The organism is Pseudomonas sp. RL_105y_Pfl2_101 (genome assembly GCF_963970585.1).
GTDB lineage: Bacteria > Pseudomonadota > Gammaproteobacteria > Pseudomonadales > Pseudomonadaceae > Aquipseudomonas.
Window position 1 is genome coordinate 92,927 of sequence record NZ_CAXAPG010000006.1, and the last position, 22,976, is coordinate 115,902.

Here is a 22,976-nt window from a genome sequence, read left to right on the forward strand (position 1 = left end):
GCCTTTTTTTTTGGATTCCAAACCACACAGCGTCAGGCCTTGTCCGGCTTGGCCAGCAGCGTGTAGACGCAAGGCAACACGAACAACGTGAACAAGGTGCCAATCGACATTCCGGTAGCGATCACCGTGCCGATGTCGAAACGGCTCACCGCCCCGGCGCCTGTGGCGAAGATGAGCGGCACCATGCCGAACACCATTGCAGCGGTGGTCATCAGTACTGGCCGCAGACGAATCGACGCGGCTTGTTCCACGGCTTCCCGAGGTGTCAGGTTCTGTTCCCTGCGCAGCTGGTTGGCGAATTCGACAATCAGGATCCCATGCTTGCTGATCAGGCCAATCAGCGTCACCAGCCCCACCTGGGTATAGATGTTCATGCTCGACCAGCCGAGGAACAGCGGAATCAAGGCGCCGCAAATCGACAGCGGCACGGTCACCAGGATCACCAGCGGGTCCCGGAAGCTTTCGAACTGCGCGGCCAGTACCAGGAAGATGATCGCCAGTGCCAGGGCAAAGGTCACCCACAACGCGCTGCCTTCCTGTACGAATTGGCGCGACGCCCCGGCGTAATCGAAGGCGAACCCCACCGGCGCTTCCTCCCGGGCGATCTGGCGGACGGTCTCGATCGCCTCGCCCATGCTCACGACAGGGAAGCCCGAAATCGTCACCGCATTGAGCTGCTGGAACTGGTTCAGTTGTCGCGGTCGCGCCCGGTCGCTGACCTTGATCAGGGTCGACAGGGGGAGTGATTCACCTTTGGCATTTTTCACGTAGTAGTTGTTCAACCAGTCCGGGTTGTCCCGGAAGGGGCGTTCGACCTGGGCAATGACCTTGTAGCTGCGGCCTTCGAGGGTGAAGCGGTTGATCTCGGCCTCACCCAGCAGTGTCGCCAGGGTACCGCCCAGGTCCTGCATCGATACGCCCATCTGGGCGGCCTTGGCGCGATCGATATCCACCACGACTTCGGGCTTGTCGAACGCCAGGTCAATGTCCATGAAGGCGAACTTGCCGGATTCCAATGCGCGCTTTTTGACCCGGTCGGCAATTTCCAGCAGCGTCGCATAGTCCTTCGGCGAGTTGATCACGAACGCAAACGGCAGGCCTTCGCCGGTGCCCGGCAGCGAGGGCAGGTTGAAGCCGAAGATCTGCAAGCCCGGCACGCTTTCCAGCTTGGCCTGGACCTCTGGCAGGATTTCCATTTGGGTGCGGCTGCGTTCGTTCCAGGGCTTGAGCAGGAAGCCACCGATGCCCGACTGCACGCCGTTGTAGCCGTTGATCTGGAACGAGGAGTAGTACTCCGGGAACTCCTTGAAGATGGTAATGAAGTGATCGGTGTACGTGTTCAGGTAGTTGAGGTTGGTGGGTTGCGGGGCGTTGGCCATCATGAAGATGATGCCCTGGTCCTCGTCGGGGGCCAGTTCGGACTTGGTGAACATGATCAGCACCGGGATCAGCAGCAGGACAATCACGGCGAACACCAGTACCACCGGGCGGGTGTTGAGCGTGCCGTGAAGCATGCGCTGGTAACGGCGCTTCAGGCGCTCGAAAACCATGTCCAGCCGATGGGCCAGCCCCGAGGGGTTCTCATCGTGGCGCAGGAGCATGGCGCACATCATGGGTGACAAGGTCAGGGCGACGATCCCGGAGATCACCACCGCGCCGGCCAGGGTCAATGCGAACTCCTTGAACAAAGCGCCCGTCAGGCCCTCGAGCAAGCCGATCGGCGCGTAAACCGCCGCCAGGGTGATGGTCATCGAGACCACCGGCATGGCGATTTCCCGGGCTCCTTCTATCGCGGCGTCGAACGGGGTCTTGCCTTCCTCGATGTGCCGGTGAATGTTTTCCACCACCACGATGGCGTCGTCCACCACCAGACCGATGGCGAGCACCATGGCCAGCAGGGTCAGGAGGTTCATCGAGTAGCCCATCAACTGCATGAAGAACATCACGCCGATCATCGACAGGGGGATGGTCACCACCGGGATGACCACCGAACGCAGGGCACCGAGGAACAGGAACACCACGACAATGACGATCAGCACCGCCTCGAACAGGGTTTTCACCACCTCGTCGATGGAGGCCTGGATGAACAGGGTAGCGTCGTAGGCGATCTCGGCCTTGAGGTTGGCCGGGAGCTGGGCCTCTATGTCCGGCATGATCTTGCGCACTTCCTTGATCACATCCAGCGGGTTCGCGCCGGGCGTGGCCTTGATCCCGATGTACACCGAGGGTGTGCCACCAAAGGAGCTGATGCTGTCGTAGTTCTCGGCGCCCATTTCCACGCGGGCCACGTCCCGCAGCAACACGCGGCTGTCGCCGTCGGTCTTGAGCGGGATCGCGCCGAAGGCCTCGGCGGATTTGAGTTCCGTATTGGCGTTGATGCTGGTGACCACATACTCGCCTTTCACTTCGCCGGCAGCGGAGAGGAAGTTGTGCTGACGCACGGCATTGGTCACGTCGGCGGCAGTCAGGCCGAAGCCGGCGAGCTTGACCGGGTCCAGCCACAGGCGCATGGCAAAGACCTGGTTGCCGAGGATCTCCGCCTCAGCCATGCCAGGCAGGGTCGCCAGTTTGGGCTGGATCACCCGTGACAGGTAATCGGTGATCTGTGGGTTGCTCAGTTCCTTGCTGAAGAAGCTGATGTACATCAGTGCCGAGGCATCGGCGGCCTCGCGGCTGAGGACGGGGTCCTCGGCATCCTGGGGCAGTTGGTTCTTGACCTCGTTGGCCTTGGCCAGCAGTTCGGTAAAGAGCCGGTCGCTGTTGGAGCCGATGCGGGCATAGACCGAAATCACCGAGAAGTTCTGGCGGCTGACCGAGGTCATGTAGTCGATGCCCTCGGCACTGGCCAGGCTTTGCTGCATCGGCTGGGTGATGTAGCCCTGGATGGTTTCGGCGTTGGCCCCGGGGTAGGCGGTGGTCACCGTGATCAGGGCGTTCTCCATTTGTGGATACTGGCGCAAGGGCAACTTGCTCCAGGCCTGGAAGCCCAGTAGCACGATCAACAGGCTGACCACGGTGGCGAGCACCGGACGGCGGATGAACGGATCGGTAAAAGCCATGGGGGTTCCTTGATCAGTCCGCGCGCGGCGGGCTGTTCTGTTCGGTCAGGGTCTTGTCGTCGCTGATGGCGATCGGCGTACCGTTATCGAGCTTGAGCTGGCCGGCGATCACGACTTGCTCGCCGCTCTGCACGCCTTTGGTAACCAGCACCTGTCCGTCGCGTCGCTCGCCGGTTTCTACGAAACGCCGTTCAGCGATCAGGACCGGCTGGCCCTTGTCGTCGTTCTCGACATTGCCGTCGGCGGTTTTCTTCTGGCTCACCACGTACATGGAGTTGCCGTAAAGGGTGTAGGTCACGGCGCTTTCCGGCACGACGATGCCGGCGGCCCCGTCCGGCAGGATCACCTGCAGGTTGGCGAACATCCCGGGCAGCAGCTTGCCGTCGGGGTTAGCCAGGGTGGCGCGCACCAGTACGTTGCGGGTGCTGTCCTCGACCTTGGGGTTGATCGCGCTGATGGTGGCGACGAAGTTTTGCTCGGGATAGGCCGAGACGCTGACGTTGACCGACTGGGCAACGGCGAGCCTGGGCACGGTTTGCTCAGGGACGTAGAAGTCTACGTAAAGGCTGCTGAGGTCCTGCAGGGTGGCGATCACCGTGCCGCTGGCCAGGTAGTCGCCCACGTCCACCTGACGAATGCCGATGGTGCCGCTGAAGGGTGCCAGAATCTGTTTTTTGGCCAGCGAAGCCTTGAGCTGGTTGACCGTGGCCCGGCTCTTCTTCAGTTGCGCCGAAAGCCGGTCGAACTCGCCCTTGGAGATCGCCTGGCTGCCCACCAGTTGTCGGCCGCGACCGAAATCCAGTTGCGCCAGGCCAAGGTCGGCCTCGGCGGTTTCCAGCAGGGCGCTTTCGACTTCACTGTCCAGTTGCAGGAGCGGCTGGCCGGCCTTGACCTTCTGCCCAGACTGGAACTGCAGCTTTTGCACGGTCCCGGCGATTTCCAGGCTCAGGTCCACGCCTTGCAGCGCCTTGAGGCTGCCAACGGTGGGCAGACGAGCCTGCCAGGGTTGCTGGGCGGCCGTGGCCACGGCCACGCTCACCGGCGGTTTGGGTGCAGAAAACATCTGGATCTGCTGGTAGACGGAGAAGGCCTTGTAGCCGGCGAGCAACAGCACCACCAGCAGGACAACACCCAACATGATCAGCATGCGGCGTCGCAGCATGTTCCACTTCCTTGGAAAAGAGCTGAGAGAAAATACAGATAGACGGGCACATTACTCCGAGTGTGCGGGCTATTCCAGATCTTGGCGGGCGCGTGGCGCGGGGGATTTTTTTGAAAAAACAGGGTGCTCGGCACCGAGGGTGCTTTGCTCCCTGGCTCAGGCCAGATGCAAATGGTTGTCCCAGAGCCCTGCCGGCAGATCCAGTGGTTTTGCAACCAGTTGTGTCTGTCGGCAATCGTAATAGCGGCAACGCCCTTGGCCCGACGTCACGACAAACCCGTCACCCACCGCGCCCACGCCGGCACAGTCCGGCAGCGGCGCATCCAGGCGTACTTCGCCGCTGTCCAGGTCCCAGATGAAGAAGCGGTTGCCACGAGGAGCGGTCAGGGCCACCAGGCGCAGATCGCTGTGCACGGCGACGCTGGCGGTGTAGTGCCCCATGGCCTGCAATTGATCTTCGGGCACCGGGAACGCATGGAATGGCTGGCCCGGCCGCTTGATCGCCAGCAGTTCCGAGGACTCGTGGGCCGCGCCCATGAACTGCTGGCCGGAGACGATGGTGCCGTCGCTGGCGATGCCCAGGTGGCGCACGCTGTTCATCGACTGGGTGAGGGTTTCCTTGCTCAGCAGGGTGGCGTCACGTTGCATCAGTACCAGGCTCGGCTCCATGGCGTCGAGGTTCATTTCGACCCGGCTTTCGGCCTCGGTGCGAATGCCGCCATTGGCCACCACCAGCGTTTCGCCATCGGGCATCCATGAGACTTGGTGCGGACCGATACCGTGGGTGGACATCTCGCCGCTGTGCACCAGCCGCTCGCCTTCGAAACGGTACACGCCCAACAGGCCGCGTCCCGGGTCGGTGGTGTCGTTCTCAGTGGCATACAGCCATTCGCCGCTTTTGTGGATCACCGCGTGGCCATAGAAATGCCGGTTCGGCAACGAGGTGATGGTTTGCAGCAGCGTCCCGTCGCGCAGGTTGATCAGGTAGCTTTCGGTACCTGGGCGACGGGCGACGAACAGCGCAATCGGCTGGGTCGGATGATTGATGATGTCATGGCAACGCTGGCCGACCTGGGTGGCGAACACCCGGGTGCCATCCAGCCGATAGCCGACGGCGTAGTGCTTGCCGTCGCCATCGTCCCGTGCCGAAAGCAAGAGTGGGTGTTTGTCCTTTTGCTTGAACAGCGTCCAGCCGCCCAGAGTGACGGCGCCGAGCAGCAAGCTGCCCAGTGCCAGGACCTGACGTCGAAACATGATCAGTCACCGTCGTTGGCATTGAAGCCCAGTTGAATACCCAGCGCCTTGGCCAGTTCACCTTCGTGCAGGCGATGGACGACGTTGAGGCTGTCATACAAATCGTTGAGTTGCTGGCGCCCGGCATCGTCGTTGAGCATTTCGGTCAATGAGCGCTGACTGCTGGTAAACAGTTTCAACGAGGCATCGTAGGCGGCGTCGATCTTGTCCGCCAACGGCTTCTGGTCGCTGGGCAGCAGGCCGCGCAGGCCCTTGTTGTCCACGCCCACCCAGACGGTCCTGGCCGCGCTCAGGCTGGCCTCCAGGCCTTGCAACGACGACTGGCTGCGCCAGGCATCGGCCTGGAACGGCTGTGGTACGCCTTTGCTCTGGCGGCCCATCGGTGTGCCGAGTTTTTTCTTCAGCGTATCCAGGGCGGTGACCTGGACGCGCAGCAGATCGGCGATGGCCTCGTGGGAGTCGGCGTAGCGCTGGTTGGGGAATTTGCTCATCTGGGCGAGCATGCCGTCGTGGGTGTTCCAGCGCGACAGGATCTCTTCGGCCAGTTGTTTCTGGCGTTCGCCGATGGCGCTGAGTAGCGGGCAATACTTGGCTTTTTGCGCACTGTCGGCCATGTCGATCTTGGCGTCGAACAGCAGGTATTCATAGGCCGAGAGGCCCTGGACCACGACACTGGACTTGGCCAGGCCGGCGGCGTCGATCTGTGGCTCGCCGTTGACCAATTGCTCGACCTGACGGCCCACCAGGTTTTTCTTGTCCGGCCAGAACTGCACCTGCCAGGCGCGGTTGCCCTCGGCCAGCGGACCGATCAGCAACGGTTGCAGTTCGGCCCAGGCTTTTTGCGCCTTGAGGAAGTTGGCGCGGGCAGTTTCCAGGTTTTCCTTGCCTTGGCAGAACGCCAGGGCGCTGGTCGCCAGTTGCCGGTCGGCCTCGACCCAGCGGCTGTAGGTCGGCAGGATCACTTGCTTGGCGATAGCCGCCGAGGTTACGGCTTGTGGATCCTGGGGCGAGCAGGCAGCGAGGGCGATGGCGGCGAGGCTGGTGAACAACAGCTTGGGACGGAACATGTCGTGCTCCCACTTCTGGAAAGGGCGTTTAAAGGGAATTCAGGAAGGCCAGCAAAGCAGTGCGCTGCTCGGCATTGAACGCTAAAACCTGGCGCTGCGCCGCGTGTGCTTCGCCACCATGCCACAGCACGGCTTCGAGCAGGTTGCGGGCCCGTCCGTCATGCAGGAACTGGGTGTGGCCGTTGACGGCTTCGGTCAGGCCGATGCCCCACAGTGGCGGGGTTCGCCAGTCACGGCCGCTGGCCTTGAATTCGCTGCGGTTGTCCGCCAGGCCTTCGCCCATGTCGTGCAACAGCAGGTCGGTGTAAGGGCGGATGACCTGGTTCGCCAACTCCGGTTCGGCGGCGTTGGCGGAGGTGGTGTATTTCGGTGTGTGGCAGGACTGGCACCCGGCCTGGAAGAACAGGTTCTTGCCCGCCAGCACCTGGGGTGAATTCACGTCGCGTCGGGCCGGTACGGCGAGGTTTCGACTATAGAACAGCACCAATCGCAGGATGTTGTCGCTGACTTCCGGTTCGCCGTTCGGGCCATTACCGCTGGGCGCACGCTTGCAGTCGAGCTGGGTCTGGGTGCAGTCGTCGAAGGGCCGCAGGCTTGTCGTCAGGCCCATGTCGCCGGCGAACGCGTGGACGTTCTGCTGGTTGAGGTTGGGCTGTCCGGCCTTCCAGCCGAACCGTCCCAGGGCGGTTTTTTGCTGGACGTCGTCCCAGACCTGATTGGGACGCCCGGCGATGCCGTTTTTCTCCCGGGCCTGGTTTTCGGCGTTTGCCAGGATGGCTTCGTCGGGGATGGCCTCGAGCAACCCCAGGCCGATCATCGGCGGGGCGACGCGGGCGGAAAAACGCGTGTCCGGGTGCATTGGCCCATAGGCCAGCTGGGTGATCTGCAGATCCGGCTTGCGCAGTTCCACGACGGTGCCGTCCTTGAAGCGCACCGGGACCGGCGTGTAATCGACCCGCACCTTGCCTTCGGGGGCAACGCCGGGTACGGACATGTCCTGCAACTGCCCGCCGTAAACCGGTTCCGGCACGACCCCCAATTGTTCGATGAGCTTGGCATAGGGCGGTGCGTCGGGGATCGACAGGCGCACCAGCATCGATACCGCGCTGATCGCGTCTGGTGCTGGCGGGTGGCCGCGACCGTCCTTGATGTGGCAGTTCTGGCAGGCGTTGGTGTTGAACAGGGGGCCGAGGCCGTCGCGGGCAGTGGTGGTCGAGGGGGCGATCACCCAGGGGCTGCGGAAGAAACTGTTGCCGACGCTGAAATCCACACGTCGCGAGGGCGGCAGGTTGGCCGAGGGCAGGGAAAAGGCGTTCTGATCCGTCTTGCGTACCGTCGCGGCGCCACCGGAACGGGCTTCACCCGGTTCGGCCTGGGTAAAACGCGGGGCATCATCGCAGGCACTCAGGCCCAGGGCCATGAACAGCGCACATAAACGAAGAGGCAACGACGGCATCGGGCGTCCTGGGAGATGAGTGAAAACGAGGGCGCAAAGTCTAACAGGGCGGGGCAGTTTGAATAAGAGGAATTATCGTTTGGTTTGAAGGCAGACTGCATGATTCTGACGCCGCGTAGAAACGGTGTAGGAGGTGTGGGCCCTGTGTAGGAGCTGTCGAGTGCAACGAGGCTGCGATCTTGTCCCAGACAATTGAATCTGGAGCGAAAGATCAAAAGATCGCAGCCTTCGGCAGCTCCTACAGTGGGGGGCTTACGGCTGGATCACAGCCCCCGGCACCAACGGCAATTCCAGCGTCGCGATGAACCCGCCGCCAGGATGATTATCCAGCACCAACGCGCCGCCATGGCGTTCGGCGGCTCGGCGTGCGATGGCCAGGCCTAGGCCATGGCCGGCGGCGGTCTGGCCGGGCGCGCGGTAGAACGGCTCGCCCAATTGCCCGAGGTGTTCGGCCTCCACGCCTGGCCCGTGGTCGCGCACGCTGATCAGGATTCGTTCGCCCTGGCGCACCGCGCGCATCTCGATCGATTGCCCGGCCGGATTGAAGCGCTGGGCGTTGCGCAGCAGATTGTCCACCGCTCGCTCGATCATGGTCGGCCAGCCCTTGAGTGTCAGGTCCGCCTCGGTTTCGAGTTGCACGGTTTGTTCCGGTGAGGCCAGTCGCGCATCTTTTTGCAGGGTGACCAGCAAGCCGTTGAGTTCCACCTCTTCGGCGCCGGCGTTGTCGGCATCGACCCGGGCCAACACCAGGATTTCACTGATCAGCGCTTCCAGGCGATCGCATTCGCGGGTCAGGCGCGGCCAGAGCCTTTCACGCTCCTCGGGGCTGGCCCGCTCAGCCAATGCCAAGGCAATGCGCAGCCGGGCCAGGGGCGAGCGCAGTTCGTGGGACACGTCGCGCAGCAGTTGTCGCTGGCTGGCGATCAAGCTTTGCAGGCGCGCGCCCATGCGGTTGAAGTCAGTGGCCAGTACGCCGAACTCGTCCCGCCGGTTGGCCAGCTTGGCGAGGCTGTTCTGCTGATAGGCGGCCTGGCCCAAGTCATGCACCGCGCCGCGCAGGCGACTCAACGGGCGGGTGATCGAAAGCGTCACCAACAGGCTGAACAAGGTCAGCACCACCAGCGCGATCCCCAGTGCACTGAGGGGCCAGAGCAGGCTGTCGCGATGCCAGGCGTCCAGTTCGGGATGGGGGATGCGGTAGATGAACAAATACGTGTCACCGGTTTTGGCGCTGGTGACCTCGTCGGTCAGCCGCCGCCAGGGCAGGCGTCGCTCGTTGCTGTTCTGCCGAGCCTCGAAGGCTGCGGCGCGATGCGGGAAGGTGCCGCGCACCACGGGGTCGCCGCTTTCATTGAACACTTGGACGTCGACGTGATACTGACGCTTGCGCTGTTGCAGGATGTCCTGGGCGGCGTCCTCACCCTGGCTTTCGTAGGTTTGTGTCCACTCTTCGGGCAGGGTGTTGAGGCCTGGATGGCGGCTGAGGATCCAGGCGTCCTGATTGAGCATGTGGCCCATCAGGAGCGAAAGCCCTGCAACCAGAGCGATGGCCAGCCAGAAACTGGCCAGGATGCGCCAGAACAATGAACGCACGCTAAATCCTCGAAAACAAAGAAAGCCCAACGGCGACGTGCCGTTGGGCTGGGGGCTTCAGTGCATTATTGCGCTTTTTGCGGCTGTTGCGCTTTCCAGGCCTTGAACTCAGCCCACTCGGCGCGACGCTCGGCCCGTTTCTTCTGGATCACGTCGAACTCTTTTTGCTGCTCAGGCTTCAACAGCCCGCGGATCTGGGCATCGACCTTCTGATGCCGGGCTTGCATTTCGTCCTGCATGGCTTTCTGGTCGGCTGGCGACAGCTTGGCCAGGTACTTGTCTACCAGTTCGCGTTGTTCGTGGCGCTGTTCGCCCATGATCTGGCGAATCTGCTGGCGCTGTTCACGGCTCAGGTCCAGTTGGCTGTACGGACCTTTGTCGTGCATCTGGCCGCCGTGGCGTGGGCCGTCCATAGGTCCCATCGGGCCGGTACCTTCGGGCATGGCCATGGCGACGGTTGGCAGGGCTGCAGCGAACATCAGAGCGATAAGGGTCTTGCGCATGGTGTGTCTCCTTGTCTCATTCCCGGTCAGTTCCGGATGTGTGCAGATTACGGAGATCAAGGTCAGCGGCGGTCAGGGGGGCGTAAAGCTTGAGTAAAGACGTTTTGGTGCAGACCTGACAAATCTGCTGGGAAGGACACTCAGTCCTGTGGGAGCAAAGCTTGCCCGCGATGAAGATAACGCGGTCTCTGGGGGAACCGAGGCGCCTGCATCGCGAGCAAGCTTTGCTCCCACAGCCCAGCGGCGCAGTGCTTAGGGGCTGTAGTAATAGCCACGGCTACGCAGCGCCACGATGCGCGGGCGGCCGTCGGGGTGGGGGCCGATTTTTTTGCGCAGGTTGCTCACGTGCATATCGAGGCTGCGGTCGTACAGGGTCAGCTTGCGGCCCAGAGCGATCTGCGCCAGTTCCTGCTTCTCCAGCGGCTCGCCCGGCTGCTTGAGCAAGGCTTCGAGCAGGCGACTTTCGGAAACGGTGAGGGCCTGTTCCTGTTCGTCGATGCTGACCACGCCACGCACCGGGCTGAAAGTCAGGTCACCCAGTTCGATCTGGCTGGACACGGCCGTCGGGTGACTGCGGCGCAGCACGGCGCGCAGGCGGGCGGTCAGTTCGCGTGGGTCGCAGGGTTTGGCCAGGTAGTCATCGGCGCCCAGCTCCAGGCCGAGGATCCGGTCCAGCGGTTCACCCCGGGCCGACAGCATCAGCACCGGCAGCTCCGGGTGATCGCTGCGCAATTGCTTGAGCAGTTCCAGGCCACTGCCGTCGGGCAGCATCACGTCCAGTACCACGGCTGCCGGGGCAGTTTCGGCCAGGGCCCTGCGGGCACTTTGGCCATCGTGACAGGCCCGGACCTGAAAACCCTCCTGGCTCAACCAGCTTACGAGGAGCTCGCACAGCTCCTGGTCATCGTCTATCAGTAACAGCTCGCTCATGACTCACTCAATTTAGCCATTGCCGACGTTGTCTACGTCCACCGCTGGCAAAGATACCGCAGAGCAGGGCCAATAGCGCTACCCCGGCACCGATGACAAACCATTGCTGTTGATCGGTCAACAGGCGTGGCAGCGGGCTTGCCTGGGCCTCCTTGAGTTGCAGCTTCAGGCGCTGGTTCTCCTGGCGCAGTCGCGCCAGCAATGCGCTCTCGCGTGAGCTGTCGGCGCTTTGTAATTGCTTGCTCAATGCTTCACGCTGGCGCTCGCTGTCTTTCAAACGTTGCTGCAGTTCGGCGATCTGGCTGCCGGCGCTCAGGGACAAGGGCGCCGAATGACTGCCCTCGGTGCTCTCCTCGCCATGGGCGGGTGCCCCGATCGCCAACGTGACCAATAACAGGCACAACGGACTTTTGCGCATTGCAACTCCTGAATTCCAATCGAGATTAGACAGGTTGTCGGCAGGCAAACGAGAACAATGAGCAATTGAACGCAACGAGCCGCGAAGGCTCATCGCGCCAGGGGTATTTACGGCATGACTTGCTTGAATGGCTTGACCACGACATGGGCATAGACGCCGGCCGCAACGAACGGGTCGGCCTCGGCCCATTGCTGGGCAGCGGCCAGGGAGTCGAATTCGACCACCATCAGGCTGCCACTGAAACCGGCGGCGCCAGGGTCATTGCTGTCCACCGCCGGATGCGGGCCGGCCAGCACTACGCGGCCTTCGTCCTGGAGTTTTTGCAGGCGCTCCAGGTGCGCGGGGCGAGCGGCCTGGCGTTTTTCCAGGGAGTTGGCGACGTCGGTAGCAATGATTGCGTAGAGCATGTCAGTCCTCGGTTTTTGGCGTGGTGGGGTCGGCATCATGCAGATGACGGGACAGGTAGATACCCTGGCCAATCAGGAACAACAGCGTCAAGCCCAGGCTACCGAAGACCTTGAAGTCGACCCAGTAGTCCTGAAACGTGAAGGCAACGAACAGGTTGGCGGCGCCGCAGAACAGGAAGAACGCGATCCAGGCGATGTTCAGGCGGGTCCAGATCAGGTCCGGCAGGCTCACGGCATGGCCCATGATGCGCTTGATCAGCAGGCGGTCACCGACGAAGTGGCTGCCGATGAAGGCCAGGGCGAACAGCCAGTTGACCACCGGGGCCTTCCATTTGAGGAAGGTTTCGCTGTGGAACGCCAAGGTCAGGCTGCCGAAGACAAGGCAGGCGATCAGGGTCAGCCACTGGCTCTTCTCCAGTTTGCGCTGGGATACGAACAGCGCGCCGTAGACCACCAGGGAGCTGATGATCAGCACTGCCGTGGCGCTGTAAATACCGCCTACAGTCAAGGAATGACCGGCGAAGTCGACGGCCCGGGGATCAAGTTTGTAGACGATGAAAAACAGCAGGAGCGGGATGAAGTCGATGAATTGTTTCACAGTGGCAGCCAGAAGCAGGATGTGGCGGCATAATAACAAACATCCTTGGCCGCGATAGGGCCAGCTGATTTGAGGTAACAAACTCTCGTGAATGTTGATTTGCACTGCCATAGCACGGCCTCCGATGGCGCCCTGGCGCCCGCGGTTCTGGTGGCGCGGGCGTTCGAGCACGGCGTGCGAGTCCTGGCCCTGACCGATCACGACACCCTCGAAGGCCTCGACGAGGCCCGCAGCGCCGCCACGGCGCTGGGCATGCAGCTGGTCAATGGGGTCGAGTTGTCCTGTACCTGGGGCGGGGCGACCATCCATGTGCTGGGCTACGGTTTCGATGTGAATGCGCCCGCGCTGGTCCAGGCCATCGCGCAACTGCATGACGGGCGCTGGCTGCGGTCCGAAGAGATCAGCCGCAAGCTGGCCCTCAAGGGCATGCCCGGTGCGCTGGACGGCGCCCGGCAGATCCAGCAGGAACTGGGCGACAGCGGCAACGCACCGGCCCGGCCACACTTCGCCGACTGGATGGTGCGCGAAGGGTTCGTCAAGGACCGCGCCGAAGCGTTCCGCAAATGGTTAGGGGCCGGCAAGCTGGGGGACGTCAAGCAGCACTGGCCGACGCTGGAAGACACCGTCCAGACCCTGCGGGCCGCTGGCGCCTGGGTCAGCCTGGCACATCCATGGCATTATGACTTCACTCGCAGCAAGCGCCGCCGCCTGGTTGCCGACTATATTCAAGCGGGGGGGCATGCCATTGAGGTGGTCAACGGCCATCAGCCTGCCGAGCAGGTCGGTAGCCTGGCAATCCTGGCCCGTGAATTCGGCCTGCTGGTCACCGCCGGCAGTGATTTCCATGGCCCTGGGGGCTGGTCCGAGATTGGCGAATACCGCCCGTTGCCGGAAGATCTGCCACCACTCTGGTGTAGATTCAAACATGATCCCGTTACCGCCGCCGTCTGAACAGGTAGAACACGTGAGTCAATTTTTCCAGATTCATCCGGAAAACCCGCAAGCGCGCCTGATCAAACAGGCCGTGGAAATCATTCGCGGTGGAGGCGTGGTGGTCTATCCCACCGACTCCTCCTACGCCATCGGTTGCCAGATCGGCGACAAGAATGCCGTGGAGCGAGTAAGACGCCTGCGTCAACTGGACGACAAGCACAACTTTGCGCTCATCTGCAGTGACCTGTCGCAGTTGGGCCTGTTCGCCAAGATCGACACCGGCACCTTTCGCCTGCTTAAGGCGCATTTGCCGGGGCCGTACACATTCATTCTCAACGCCACGCGAGAAGTCCCGCGGCTGTTGCTGCACCCCAAAAAACGCACCATCGGCCTGCGGGTGCCAAGCCATCCCATTGCCCTGGCGCTGCTGGCGGAACTGGGTGAGCCGCTGATGAGCGTCACGCTGATCATGCCCGGCGAGACCGAGCCTCTGACCGATCCCTATGAGATGCGCCAGATTCTCGAGCATCAGGTGGACTTGATCATCGACGGCGGTTTCGGCGGCATGTCGGCGTCTACGGTGATCAACCTGGCCGATGACGAGCCCCAGGTGGTGCGCGTCGGTTGTGGCGATCCGACGCCGTTCATGGTCGAGGCCTGAATGTCCGCCGTGGAAACCGCCGTGGACAATGCCGACAGCCAGGCCGGCGCGCAGCAGGAGCTGCCGTTCGCCATGGTCTATGGCCAGGCGGTCATGGAAATGCCCCTGGACCTGTACATTCCGCCGGATGCGCTGGAAGTGTTCCTCGAAGCTTTCGAGGGCCCGCTTGACCTGCTGCTGTACCTGATCCGCAAACAGAACATCAATATCCTCGACATCCCCGTGGCGGAGATCACCCGTCAGTACATGGGCTACGTCGAGTTGATGCAGTCGGTGCGCCTGGAACTGGCGGCCGAGTACCTGGTGATGGCGGCCATGCTCGCCGAGATCAAGTCAAGGATGCTGCTGCCGCGCTCGGCAGCGGTCGAAGAGGAAGAGGACGACCCGCGGGCCGAGCTTATCCGGCGCTTGCAGGAGTACGAGCGTTTCAAGGTCGCGGCCGAAGGCCTCGATGGCTTGAACCGGGTCGGGCGCGATGTGGTGGTGCCCAAGCTCGATGCCCCCGAGGCGCGGGCGCGAAAGCTGCTGCCAGATGTGAGCCTGGAAGAGTTGCTGGTGTCCATGGCCGAGGTCCTGCGCCGAGGTGATATGTTTGAAAGTCACCAGGTCAGCCGCGAAGCGCTGTCCACCCGCGAGCGCATGAGCGATGTGCTGGAGCGGCTCAAGGGCGGCGGTTTCGTGCCGTTCGTCGAGCTGTTCACCGCCGAGGAAGGGCGCTTGGGGGTCGTCGTGACGTTTATGGCGGTCCTGGAATTGGTCAAGGAATCCTTGGTCGAGCTGGTGCAGAATGAGCCGTTCGCAGCGATCCACGTGCGGGCACGAGCCGAATAACGAGCAAATCAATGAATCTGACTGAACCCCGCGAGCTGGCCCCCTTGCTTGAAGCTTTCCTGCTGGCCTCGGGAAAGCCGCAATCGATGGAGCGCCTGTTCGAACTCTTCGAAGAAGGCGAGCGGCCTGAGCCGGCCGTGTTCAAGAAGGCCCTGACGCTGTTGGGCAAATCTTGCGAGGGGCGGGCCTTCGAACTCAAGGAAGTGGCGTCCGGTTATCGCCTGCAGATCCGCGAGAAGTTCGCACCATGGGTCGGGCGCCTGTGGGAGGAGCGGCCGCAGCGCTACTCCCGCGCCATGCTCGAAACCATGGCATTGATTGCCTATCGCCAACCGATCACCCGCGGCGAGATCGAAGATGTGCGCGGCGTGGCGGTCAACAGCCATATCGTCAAGACGCTGTTGGAGCGCGAGTGGATCCGTGTCGTAGGCTATCGCGATGTGCCGGGCAAACCGGCGATGTTCGCCACCACCAAGGCCTTTCTCGATCACTTCAACCTGAAGAACCTGGATGACCTGCCGCCGTTGGCCGAACTGCGGGAGCTGGAACCCGAACCGATGCTGGCGTTCGACGATGCCCCGGTGCCCCAGGGGCTGCAGGAACTGGCCGACGCCAGTGCCGAGCCTGAGGAACCGAAGGAAGAGACCAGTTTCCACTCGTTGTTGCTGGAGCTGGACACCATGGAGGAGGGCTTGAAGACCGATTTCGACGACCTGCTACGTGAGGGGCCGGGGCCGGACGGCGAGACGGATGAGTTGCCGGAGCCTGACAGCGAGTCGGAGCCTGAGCCTGAGCCCGAACCTGAAGAGGACATCCTCGGCGTTGCCGAAGCCCGGGAAAAACTGCTGGCCGCCGTCGCCGCCCTCCAACCGCCGGAACCCGAACTGAGTGACGAAGAAGCCGAAGCCCGCGCCCTGGCCGAAGCGATCGAAAACGAACGGCGTCAGTTCGACGATTGATCCAGCTGACACCACAACACCCCTGTGGGAGCGAGCCTGCTCGCGATAGCGGTCTGTCAACTGACATTGTTGTGGATGTGAAATCGCTATCGCGAGCAGGCTCGCTCCCACACTAGATAATGAATTCCACCCCGTTACGCGCCACCGGTCGGCGGAAAAAGCGCCGGGCGCGCGTCGATCAGCTAGTCTCTGATGCGCAATCGCCTCAACGAGCGTATGATTCGCGACCCTTTGGCGATCCCTTCGTCAAAGACCCGTTTTCAAAGCGTCAGGCCAAGCCTGGCTCGACCACACCGGGAGGTGCCCAGAATGAAAGACCAAGACCAGAACGACAGCCAGGAAATTGGCCCAGCAGGCGAGAAGCTGCAAAAAGTCCTCGCCCGTATCGGCGTCGGTTCGCGCCGCGACGTGGAAGCCTGGATCACCCAGGGCCGAATCAAGGTCAACGGCAAAGATGCCACCTTGGGCCTGCGTGTCGACATGCACGACGCCATCACCATCGATGGCAAGGTGATCAAGCGCGAAGAGGCCGCCGAAACGGTGCGCCGCGTGATCATGTACAACAAACCCGACGGCGAGATCTGCACCCGTGACGACCCGGAAGGCCGTCCGACCGTGTTCGACAAGATGCCACGCCCCAAAGAAGGCCGCTGGATCAACATCGGTCGCCTGGACATCAACACCACCGGTTTGCTGATGTTCACCACTGACGGTGAACTGGCTAACCGTTTGATGCACCCGTCCTATGAGATGGACCGCGAATACGCCGTGCGTGTGCGTGGCGAAGTCGACGACGAGATGATCGAGCGCCTCAAGGCTGGCGTTGTGCTGGAAGACGGCCCGGCGCGTTTCACCGACATCAAGCAGGCTCCCGGCGGTGAAGGCTTCAACCACTGGTACCACTGCGTGGTGATGGAAGGCCGCAACCGTGAAGTGCGTCGTTTGTGGGAATCCCAGGGGTTGGTGGTCAGCCGCCTCAAGCGCGTGCGTTTCGGTCCGGTGTTCCTCAATTCCGACCTGCCGATGGGCCGCTGGCGCGAAATGAGCCAGTACGAAGTCGACATCCTGGCGGCCGAAGTGGGCCTCAAGCCGGTGGCAATGCCGCAGATGACCGCCAAGAGCAAGGACAAGCTGGAACGGATGCAGCGTAAATCCTCGCGTCCGATGGGCAAGACCGAGCGCGTGCGTACGCTGCGTCCGGCTGCCGAAGGCGCGCCGACGGGGCCGCGTCCTTCGCGCGAGCCGCAGATCGAAGGCGAACGCCCGGCCCGCAAGCCTGCCCCGCGTCCGGCCAACGGTCGGACTGAACGTGGTGAAGGGCGCGGTGCTCCGGCTGGTCGAGGTACGCCAGTCGCCGATCGCCCGGTCGACACCAAGCGTCCGGCCAAGCCAGCACCGAAAAAGCGTCCGGGTATCGTCCTGGCCGACCGCGACACGCCATCGGGCAAGCGCCGTGGCGCACCGGCAGGTTCGGGACAGCGTCCTGGGTTTGGGCGTCGTAAGCCGGAGTGATCGGCAACCGCCCATGAAAAAAAGCCAACTTTCGAGTTGGCTTTTTTTTGCGCTGGCTTTAGTGATGGGGCGCAAGTGAGTCCGCCTTCGCGAGCAGGTTCGCTCCCACAGTTAGATCTTTAGTGAATGGGAGATGCGTGTTCGGCGCCGTTCCATTGTGGGAGCGAGCCTGCTCGCGAAGAGGTCAGTAGCATCACCGCCATCTCTAAAGCACAAACCGCCCATCAAACATCGGCTCATTATCCAGCGCCAACATCCCCTTCTCGAAAATCAGATCCAGGTGATGGCTGCCCTTGGCCCCGCCGCCGAGCCCCAAGTGCAGGCCGCAATGACGCTCCTCGAAACCGGCATTGCGGGCGTACAGGCTCTTGACCCCTTCGTTGGTGCCAATCCCCAGCTCCTCGATGCGGCGGTTGGACGGGTTGGCGTCCAGGTATTTGTTGAAGTCGTGTTCCAGGCCTGGCACGTCGGTGGCGATTTTCTGGATGGTGGAGTCTTCGATCCACAGCTCCAGCGGCGATTGCAGCACACCATATTTGCGTGCGAACGGGATGGTGCTCAGGAACGTGCCGACGAAATTCACTCGGCCATTGATGGTGTCGCTGTGGGTGGCGATTTCGCCGGGGGCCAGGTCGTAGTTGCCGAGGCCGTTGATGTCGGTCCACTTCTTAACGCCGCCCAGGGCGGTGTCGAAATACGAACCGTGGTCATCCTGGAAACTCAAGCTCGTCGCCTGGGACATGCGCCGGATCAGGTGGCTGTTGAGCCCGGCGATACGCTGGGGAATCACGCTGAAAGTGTCGTAGAAGTAGTCGCCGTAGTCCTTGAACAGCAGCGATTTTTTCCAGTTGTCGGCCATCACGCCTTGCAGTGCGCGGACAAAGTCCGGGCCGTCGGGACGAGGGTTGGGCAGGGTGGAGGAGTCGTAGAAGAAAATATACAGATCGCTGTCGGCAATGGCCTTGGACAGGCGCTCCGTGGGCTCAAGGTCCAGGCGCATGACGCTGAACCGGAAGGGCGAGTCGCTGCCCGCCTGTTCGGCAATGGCACTGGTCAGCGCTTCATAGTCAGCGGTATGGCCGAGCAGCACCTTGGCGGGCTGGATGCCGACCAGGGCGGGATGGTGTTCGAGGTAGTAAAGGAAATGTGAGATGGCTCGTTGTGTGTCCATGCTTATTCTTCCCTGACAAGTGCATTAAACGTCCCTGGCAACCGGCAAAAGTGGCGGAGTCGACCGGCCGGATCGCCTCCGCCGGGCGCTGCCTACAGAGGCCACATCGCCGTGCCGAACGGAACGACGGCATCGGCCTGCATCATTTCAACGGCGGCTTCATGGGTTGGGGCTTCAAACCATTCGTCCAGTTGCAGTTCGGTTTCCAAGTCTTTGTCCAGTGCTTGCATAGTGAATCTCCTAGATGACTTTTACGGAAATCAGCGGTTCGGTTCGGCAAGTGAAAACAGACCGGCAACGGCACCGCAGAACTTGTCGGCACGATGCCTTGGCAAGTCGCTGAAAACCTAGTCGAGGGTTTTTTGGATTGCAAAAAATAATTTCATTATTTTCGTTTGAACTTTTTGTTCCATTTTTGGCGACAACATTACTCATTCAAAAACAGCTGCCTGGGTGTTTTTTTTAATAGGTAGCTACCTACCGTCAATTTGCAGTCAGCCCGCAAAAGATTGCTGCATGGCAACTCTTCGTTACGTGTTGTAAAGAAATGCTGACGAAAAATGCCCATCGCGGTGGCCGGAAACCGGGTCGCTCCGGGGTGTAAGGAAAATCTTCCGCAAGGCCTGTCCAAGCGGGCTTTCAAAGGCTCTGGCCCGCTTGTTTCCAGTCGACCAGAAGGGTGAGATGCGCCTCATGCCTGTCGTGCAGGTGAATAACAAGAAGGAGGCGCAATGAACGCCGTAGCTCACATGCTTTTCTCCCGTCGTGGCGTTTTTCACGCTACACCCTTCAGGGACTCGCGAGAGTCTGGACACTTTTTTGCAGCCGCCCGGCAGGTTCGAGGCGGCCCCATGCAATCCCGGCAAATGACACGCTGATCCGGTGGTGTCTGGCAGCAGGGGGTCAGCGGTGTACAATGCGCCGCGTTTTACTGTGACCCTTCGCGTACCCACGCACTTTCAAGGTTATCCGCCTTGTTCACTCCGCCACGCCACAAGCGTGTCGGGTTCGATTTCGTCACAGATAAAAACAAACAGGTGACGCATGACCGTTGTAAAAACGCTGAATTCCTGGTGCCTGCGCTGGGGTTTGATCGGCGCTGCTTGAGATCCGATTCGAGCGGCAACGTCTAACGAACATCATCAAACCTTGCGTGAGACCCTTTTCATGAGTGGACAAAACTCGCATTCGGGCGAGCTGAAACGCGGCCTGAAAAATCGCCACATTCAACTGATCGCCCTCGGTGGCGCGATCGGTACCGGACTGTTCCTCGGCTCGGCGGGGGTGCTGAAATCAGCCGGCCCGTCAATGATCCTTGGCTACGCCATCTGCGGTTTCATCGCCTTCATGATCATGCGCCAGTTGGGCGAAATGATCGTTGAAGAGCCGGTGGCCGGTTCCTTCAGCCACTTTGCCCATAAGTACTGGGGCGGTTTCGCCGGTTTCCTCTCGGGTTGGAACTGCTGGATTCTCTACATCCTGGTGGGCATGTCCGAGCTGACTGCAGTCGGCAAGTACATCCATTACTGGGCCCCGGACATCCCGACGTGGGTGTCGGCGGCGGCGTTTTTCATCCTGATCAACGTCATCAACCTGGCCAACGTCAAAGTCTTCGGCGAGGCCGAGTTCTGGTTTGCGATCATCAAGGTCGTGGCCATTGTCGGCATGATTGCCCTGGGCAGCTATTTGCTGGTCAGCGGCCATGGCGGGCCGCAAGCGTCGGTGACCAACCTGTGGTCCCACGGCGGGTTCTTCCCCAACGGCGTCAGCGGCCTGGTGATGGCCATGGCAATCATCATGTTCTCGTTCGGTGGCCTGGAAATGCTCGGTTTCACCGCCGCCGAGGCCGACAAACCGAAAACCGTGATCCCCAAGGCCATCAACCAGGTGATCTACCGGATCCTGATTTTCTACATCGGTGCGCTCGTGGTGCTGTTGTCCCTGACGCCTTGGGACAGCCTGCTGACCACGCTCAACGCTTCCGGCGATGCCTACAGCGGCAGCCCGTTCGTGCAGGTGTTCTCGATGCTGGGCAGCAACACCGCGGCGCATATCCTCAACTTCGTGGTGCTCACCGCCGCGCTGTCGGTGTACAACAGCGGCACCTACTGCAACAGCCGTATGTTGCTGGGCATGGCCGAGCAGGGCGATGCGCCTAAGGCCTTGTCCAAGATCGACAAACGCGGCGTGCCGGTGCGTTCGATCCTCGCCTCGGCGGCGGTCACACTGGTGGCGGTGCTGTTGAACTACCTGGTCCCGCAGCATGCGCTGGAGTTGCTGATGTCGCTGGTGGTCGCGACCCTGGTGATCAACTGGGCGATGATCAGCTACTCGCACTTCAAGTTCCGCCAGCACATGAACCAGACCCGCCAGACGCCGCTGTTCAAGGCGCTGTGGTACCCGTACGGCAACTACATCTGCCTGGCGTTCGTGGTGTTCATCCTGGGCGTGATGTTGTTGATTCCCGGCATCCAGATATCGGTCTATGCGATTCCGGTGTGGGTGGTGTTCATGTGGACGTGCTACGTGATCAAGAACAAGCGCAGTGCCCGGCATGAACTGGCTGTGGCGGCTGCTGCCAAGTAAGCAAGCCTGAAATACAACAAACCCGGCCAAGTGCCGGGTTTGTCGTTTCAAGCCAGGCACAAATCCTGTGGAAGCAAGGTCTGTGGGAGCACGGCTTGCCCGCGATGCAGTCACCGCGATTTGTCGATAGACCGCATTGTCGTTCATCGCGGGCAAGCCGTGCTCCCACAGACCAGTTCCACAGACCAGCTCCATAGGTCGGGCTCTCACAAGCCTCATTCCAGCGGTTTCGGTTATCCTGTGGGTCCTGATACCGGACACTTTCCATGCTGGCGATTTCCAACACCGTGCACATCCCGGACGCCGAGATCGAGCTGACGGCCATTCGCGCCCAGGGGGCAGGGGGGCAGAACGTCAACAAGGTCTCCAGCGCCGTGCATTTGCGTTTCGACATTCCGGCCTCGTCGCTGCCCGAGTTCTACAAGGAGCGGCTGCTGGCCCTGCGCGACAGTCGCATTACCAGCGACGGTGTATTGATCATCAAGGCCCAGCAATACCGCACGCAGGAACAGAACCGGGCCGATGCCCTGGAGCGCCTGACTGAACTGATCCTCAGCGCCACCAAGGTCGAAAAGAAGCGCCGCCCGACCAAGCCGACCCTGGGTTCGAAAAAGCGTCGCTTGGAATCCAAGACCAAACGCGGCTCGATCAAGGCCGGGCGCGGCAAGGTGGACTTCTAGCTTTTCTCCCGTTCCTGGCGATGCCTCGGCGCCTGTCGGTACAGGTAGACGCTCAATGCCAACCCGCCCAAGGCCGCCAGTGCGGCGAACAGAAAGATCGAGGCAAAGCCGAAGCCCGCGGCAATCGCACCGGCCAGCGGTCCGGTGATCCCCAGCGACAAATCAATGAACAGCGAATAAGCGCCCACCGCCGCGCCGCGGCTGGAGGCCGGCACCAGGTTGACCGCTTCCACGCCCAGCGCCGGAAACACCAGGGAGAAGCCCAAACCGCTCAACGCCGCGCCCGCGAGGGCCCAATGGGCATCCGGAGCGAGCCACAACAGCAGCAGGCCCAGGGCTTCCACCGACAGGCAGGCAATCGCCACGCGAAAGCCGCCCAGACGGTTGATCAGGTTGCCGAACAGCAGGCGCGCGCCGATGAAGCTGGCGCCGAACAAGCTCAGGCACAGCACGGCGTTGTCCCAGTGCTGGGTGGCGTAGTACAGGGTGATGAACGTGGCGATGGTGCCAAACCCGATGGAGCCCAGGGCCAGGCCGCAGCCGTGTGGCAGCACACGTCCCAGCACGTGCATGAACGGCAGGCGTTCGCCAATGACGATGGGCGCGGCGGTTTTGCGCCAGGCCAATGCCAACCCCAGCAAACCGAGCAAGATAATGCTCACGCCCATGCTCCACAGTCCCAGCGCATTGACCAGCCACACCCCCAGCGGTGCGCCAATCGCCAACGCGCCGTAACTGGCGATACCGTTCCAGGAAATCACCTTGGCGGTATTCGCCGCGCCGACCCGGCCGATGCCCCAGCCAATCGAACCGGAGCCCACCAGGCTTTCCGCGCTGCCGAGCACCAGGCGACCGATCAGCAGGCTGATCAGGCTGAACGTTGGCAGGTGGGCTGTCCAGGCAGACACCAGCATGAACACGCCGCTCAGCCCGCAGCCGGCGAGGCCGAACATCACCGCACGCTTGCTCCCCAGGTTATCGATGATCCGCCCTGCATAAGGACGACTGAGCAGGGTGGCCAGGTATTGCACGCTAATCACCAACCCGGCGATCACCGCGCCGAAGCCCAGTTCGCCGTGGACGAACCCGGGCAACACGGCCAGGGGAATGCCGATATTCAGGTAGCCGATAAAGGTGAACAGGACGATGGAAACGACTTGCAGCGTGACCGCCAGGGGGCGCTGGGAATCTGACAT

The 22,976-nt window shown here is 61.9% G+C and carries 21 protein-coding genes; 7 read left to right on the forward strand and 14 right to left on the reverse strand.

Translation table 11 applies throughout. From position 1 onward, the window contains the following. Window positions 1-32: 32 nt before the first annotated feature. From AACY31_RS09580 to AACY31_RS09630, 11 genes are all read right to left on the reverse strand, one after another. A complete protein-coding gene (locus tag AACY31_RS09580) occupies window positions 33-3,059 on the reverse strand; it encodes a multidrug efflux RND transporter permease subunit (protein ID WP_339475384.1) in 3,027 nt (1,008 codons plus the stop codon). 13 nt (window positions 3,060-3,072) lie between these two features. Further along, on the reverse strand, window positions 3,073-4,221 hold the full coding sequence (locus AACY31_RS09585; protein WP_339491629.1) for an efflux RND transporter periplasmic adaptor subunit: 1,149 nt from the start codon (window positions 4,219-4,221) through the stop codon (window positions 3,073-3,075). 156 nt (window positions 4,222-4,377) lie between these two features. Beyond that, window positions 4,378-5,475, reverse strand: coding sequence for a DUF1513 domain-containing protein (locus tag AACY31_RS09590; RefSeq protein WP_339475379.1), 1,098 nt, complete (start codon window positions 5,473-5,475; stop codon window positions 4,378-4,380). Window positions 5,476-5,477: 2 nt separating this feature from the next. After that, on the reverse strand, window positions 5,478-6,542 hold the full coding sequence (locus AACY31_RS09595) for an imelysin family protein (protein ID WP_339475377.1): 1,065 nt from the start codon (window positions 6,540-6,542) through the stop codon (window positions 5,478-5,480). A gap of 28 nt (window positions 6,543-6,570) precedes the next feature. Continuing rightward, window positions 6,571-7,998, reverse strand: coding sequence for a di-heme oxidoreductase family protein (locus AACY31_RS09600; RefSeq protein WP_339475375.1), 1,428 nt, complete (start codon window positions 7,996-7,998; stop codon window positions 6,571-6,573). Between the two features lie 252 nt (window positions 7,999-8,250). Beyond that, window positions 8,251-9,591 (reverse strand): sensor histidine kinase, encoded by a 1,341-nt coding sequence (locus AACY31_RS09605; RefSeq protein ID WP_339475372.1) that lies wholly within the window; start codon window positions 9,589-9,591, stop codon window positions 8,251-8,253. A 65-nt stretch (window positions 9,592-9,656) separates the two neighbouring features. Further along, complete coding sequence (locus tag AACY31_RS09610; RefSeq protein WP_339475370.1) at window positions 9,657-10,094, reverse strand: Spy/CpxP family protein refolding chaperone; 438 nt, start codon at window positions 10,092-10,094, stop codon at window positions 9,657-9,659. Window positions 10,095-10,346: 252 nt separating this feature from the next. After that, entirely contained in the window at window positions 10,347-11,024 is a 678-nt protein-coding gene (locus tag AACY31_RS09615; RefSeq protein WP_339475368.1) for a response regulator transcription factor, read from the reverse strand. Between the two features lie 7 nt (window positions 11,025-11,031). Then, window positions 11,032-11,442 (reverse strand): translation initiation factor 2, encoded by a 411-nt coding sequence (locus AACY31_RS09620; protein ID WP_339491627.1) that lies wholly within the window; start codon window positions 11,440-11,442, stop codon window positions 11,032-11,034. A gap of 107 nt (window positions 11,443-11,549) precedes the next feature. After that, on the reverse strand, window positions 11,550-11,849 hold the full coding sequence (locus AACY31_RS09625; RefSeq protein WP_339475364.1) for a YciI family protein: 300 nt from the start codon (window positions 11,847-11,849) through the stop codon (window positions 11,550-11,552). 1 nt (window position 11,850) lies between these two features. Beyond that, window positions 11,851-12,447 carry a septation protein A gene (locus AACY31_RS09630; RefSeq protein WP_339475362.1) on the reverse strand — a complete coding sequence of 199 codons (597 nt, stop codon included), beginning with the start codon at window positions 12,445-12,447 and terminating at the stop codon, window positions 11,851-11,853. 87 nt (window positions 12,448-12,534) lie between these two features. Here AACY31_RS09630 and AACY31_RS09635 point away from each other — a divergent pair, with 87 nt between their 5' ends. The 5 genes from AACY31_RS09635 to rluB all read left to right on the forward strand — a co-directional run bounded on the left by AACY31_RS09635 (window position 12,535) and on the right by rluB (window position 17,343). Then, complete coding sequence (locus AACY31_RS09635; protein ID WP_339475360.1) at window positions 12,535-13,398, forward strand: PHP domain-containing protein; 864 nt, start codon at window positions 12,535-12,537, stop codon at window positions 13,396-13,398. Between the two features lie 13 nt (window positions 13,399-13,411). Beyond that, the gene (locus AACY31_RS09640) at window positions 13,412-14,041 is read left to right on the forward strand and encodes an L-threonylcarbamoyladenylate synthase (RefSeq protein ID WP_339475358.1); all 630 of its coding nucleotides are present in this window, start codon (window positions 13,412-13,414) and stop codon (window positions 14,039-14,041) included. Between the two features lie 132 nt (window positions 14,042-14,173). Further along, on the forward strand, window positions 14,174-14,872 hold the full coding sequence (locus tag AACY31_RS09645) for a segregation and condensation protein A (RefSeq protein WP_339475711.1): 699 nt from the start codon (window positions 14,174-14,176) through the stop codon (window positions 14,870-14,872). An 11-nt stretch (window positions 14,873-14,883) separates the two neighbouring features. Beyond that, a complete protein-coding gene (scpB, locus tag AACY31_RS09650; protein ID WP_339475356.1) occupies window positions 14,884-15,831 on the forward strand; it encodes an SMC-Scp complex subunit ScpB in 948 nt (315 codons plus the stop codon). 309 nt (window positions 15,832-16,140) lie between these two features. Next, a complete protein-coding gene (rluB, locus tag AACY31_RS09655) occupies window positions 16,141-17,343 on the forward strand; it encodes a 23S rRNA pseudouridine(2605) synthase RluB (protein WP_339475354.1) in 1,203 nt (400 codons plus the stop codon). 205 nt (window positions 17,344-17,548) lie between these two features. Here the strand turns inward: rluB and AACY31_RS09660 are convergent, their stop codons facing one another. Both AACY31_RS09660 and AACY31_RS09665 read right to left on the reverse strand, forming a co-directional pair. After that, window positions 17,549-18,514: a leucyl aminopeptidase gene (locus AACY31_RS09660; RefSeq protein WP_339475351.1), complete on the reverse strand. Its 966-nt coding sequence runs from the start codon at window positions 18,512-18,514 to the stop codon at window positions 17,549-17,551. A 92-nt stretch (window positions 18,515-18,606) separates the two neighbouring features. Continuing rightward, window positions 18,607-18,744 (reverse strand): hypothetical protein, encoded by a 138-nt coding sequence (locus AACY31_RS09665; RefSeq protein WP_003178782.1) that lies wholly within the window; start codon window positions 18,742-18,744, stop codon window positions 18,607-18,609. A gap of 937 nt (window positions 18,745-19,681) precedes the next feature. On the opposite strand from AACY31_RS09665, the gene AACY31_RS09670 reads away from it, so the two are divergent. Both AACY31_RS09670 and arfB read left to right on the forward strand, forming a co-directional pair. Further along, window positions 19,682-21,100 (forward strand): amino acid permease, encoded by a 1,419-nt coding sequence (locus tag AACY31_RS09670; protein WP_339475350.1) that lies wholly within the window; start codon window positions 19,682-19,684, stop codon window positions 21,098-21,100. A 266-nt stretch (window positions 21,101-21,366) separates the two neighbouring features. Beyond that, a complete protein-coding gene (gene arfB, locus AACY31_RS09675) occupies window positions 21,367-21,780 on the forward strand; it encodes an alternative ribosome rescue aminoacyl-tRNA hydrolase ArfB (RefSeq protein WP_013694088.1) in 414 nt (137 codons plus the stop codon). Here the strand turns inward: arfB and AACY31_RS09680 are convergent. Next, window positions 21,777-22,976 (reverse strand): MFS transporter, encoded by a 1,200-nt coding sequence (locus tag AACY31_RS09680; RefSeq protein WP_339504371.1) that lies wholly within the window; start codon window positions 22,974-22,976, stop codon window positions 21,777-21,779. The genes arfB and AACY31_RS09680 overlap by 4 nt on opposite strands.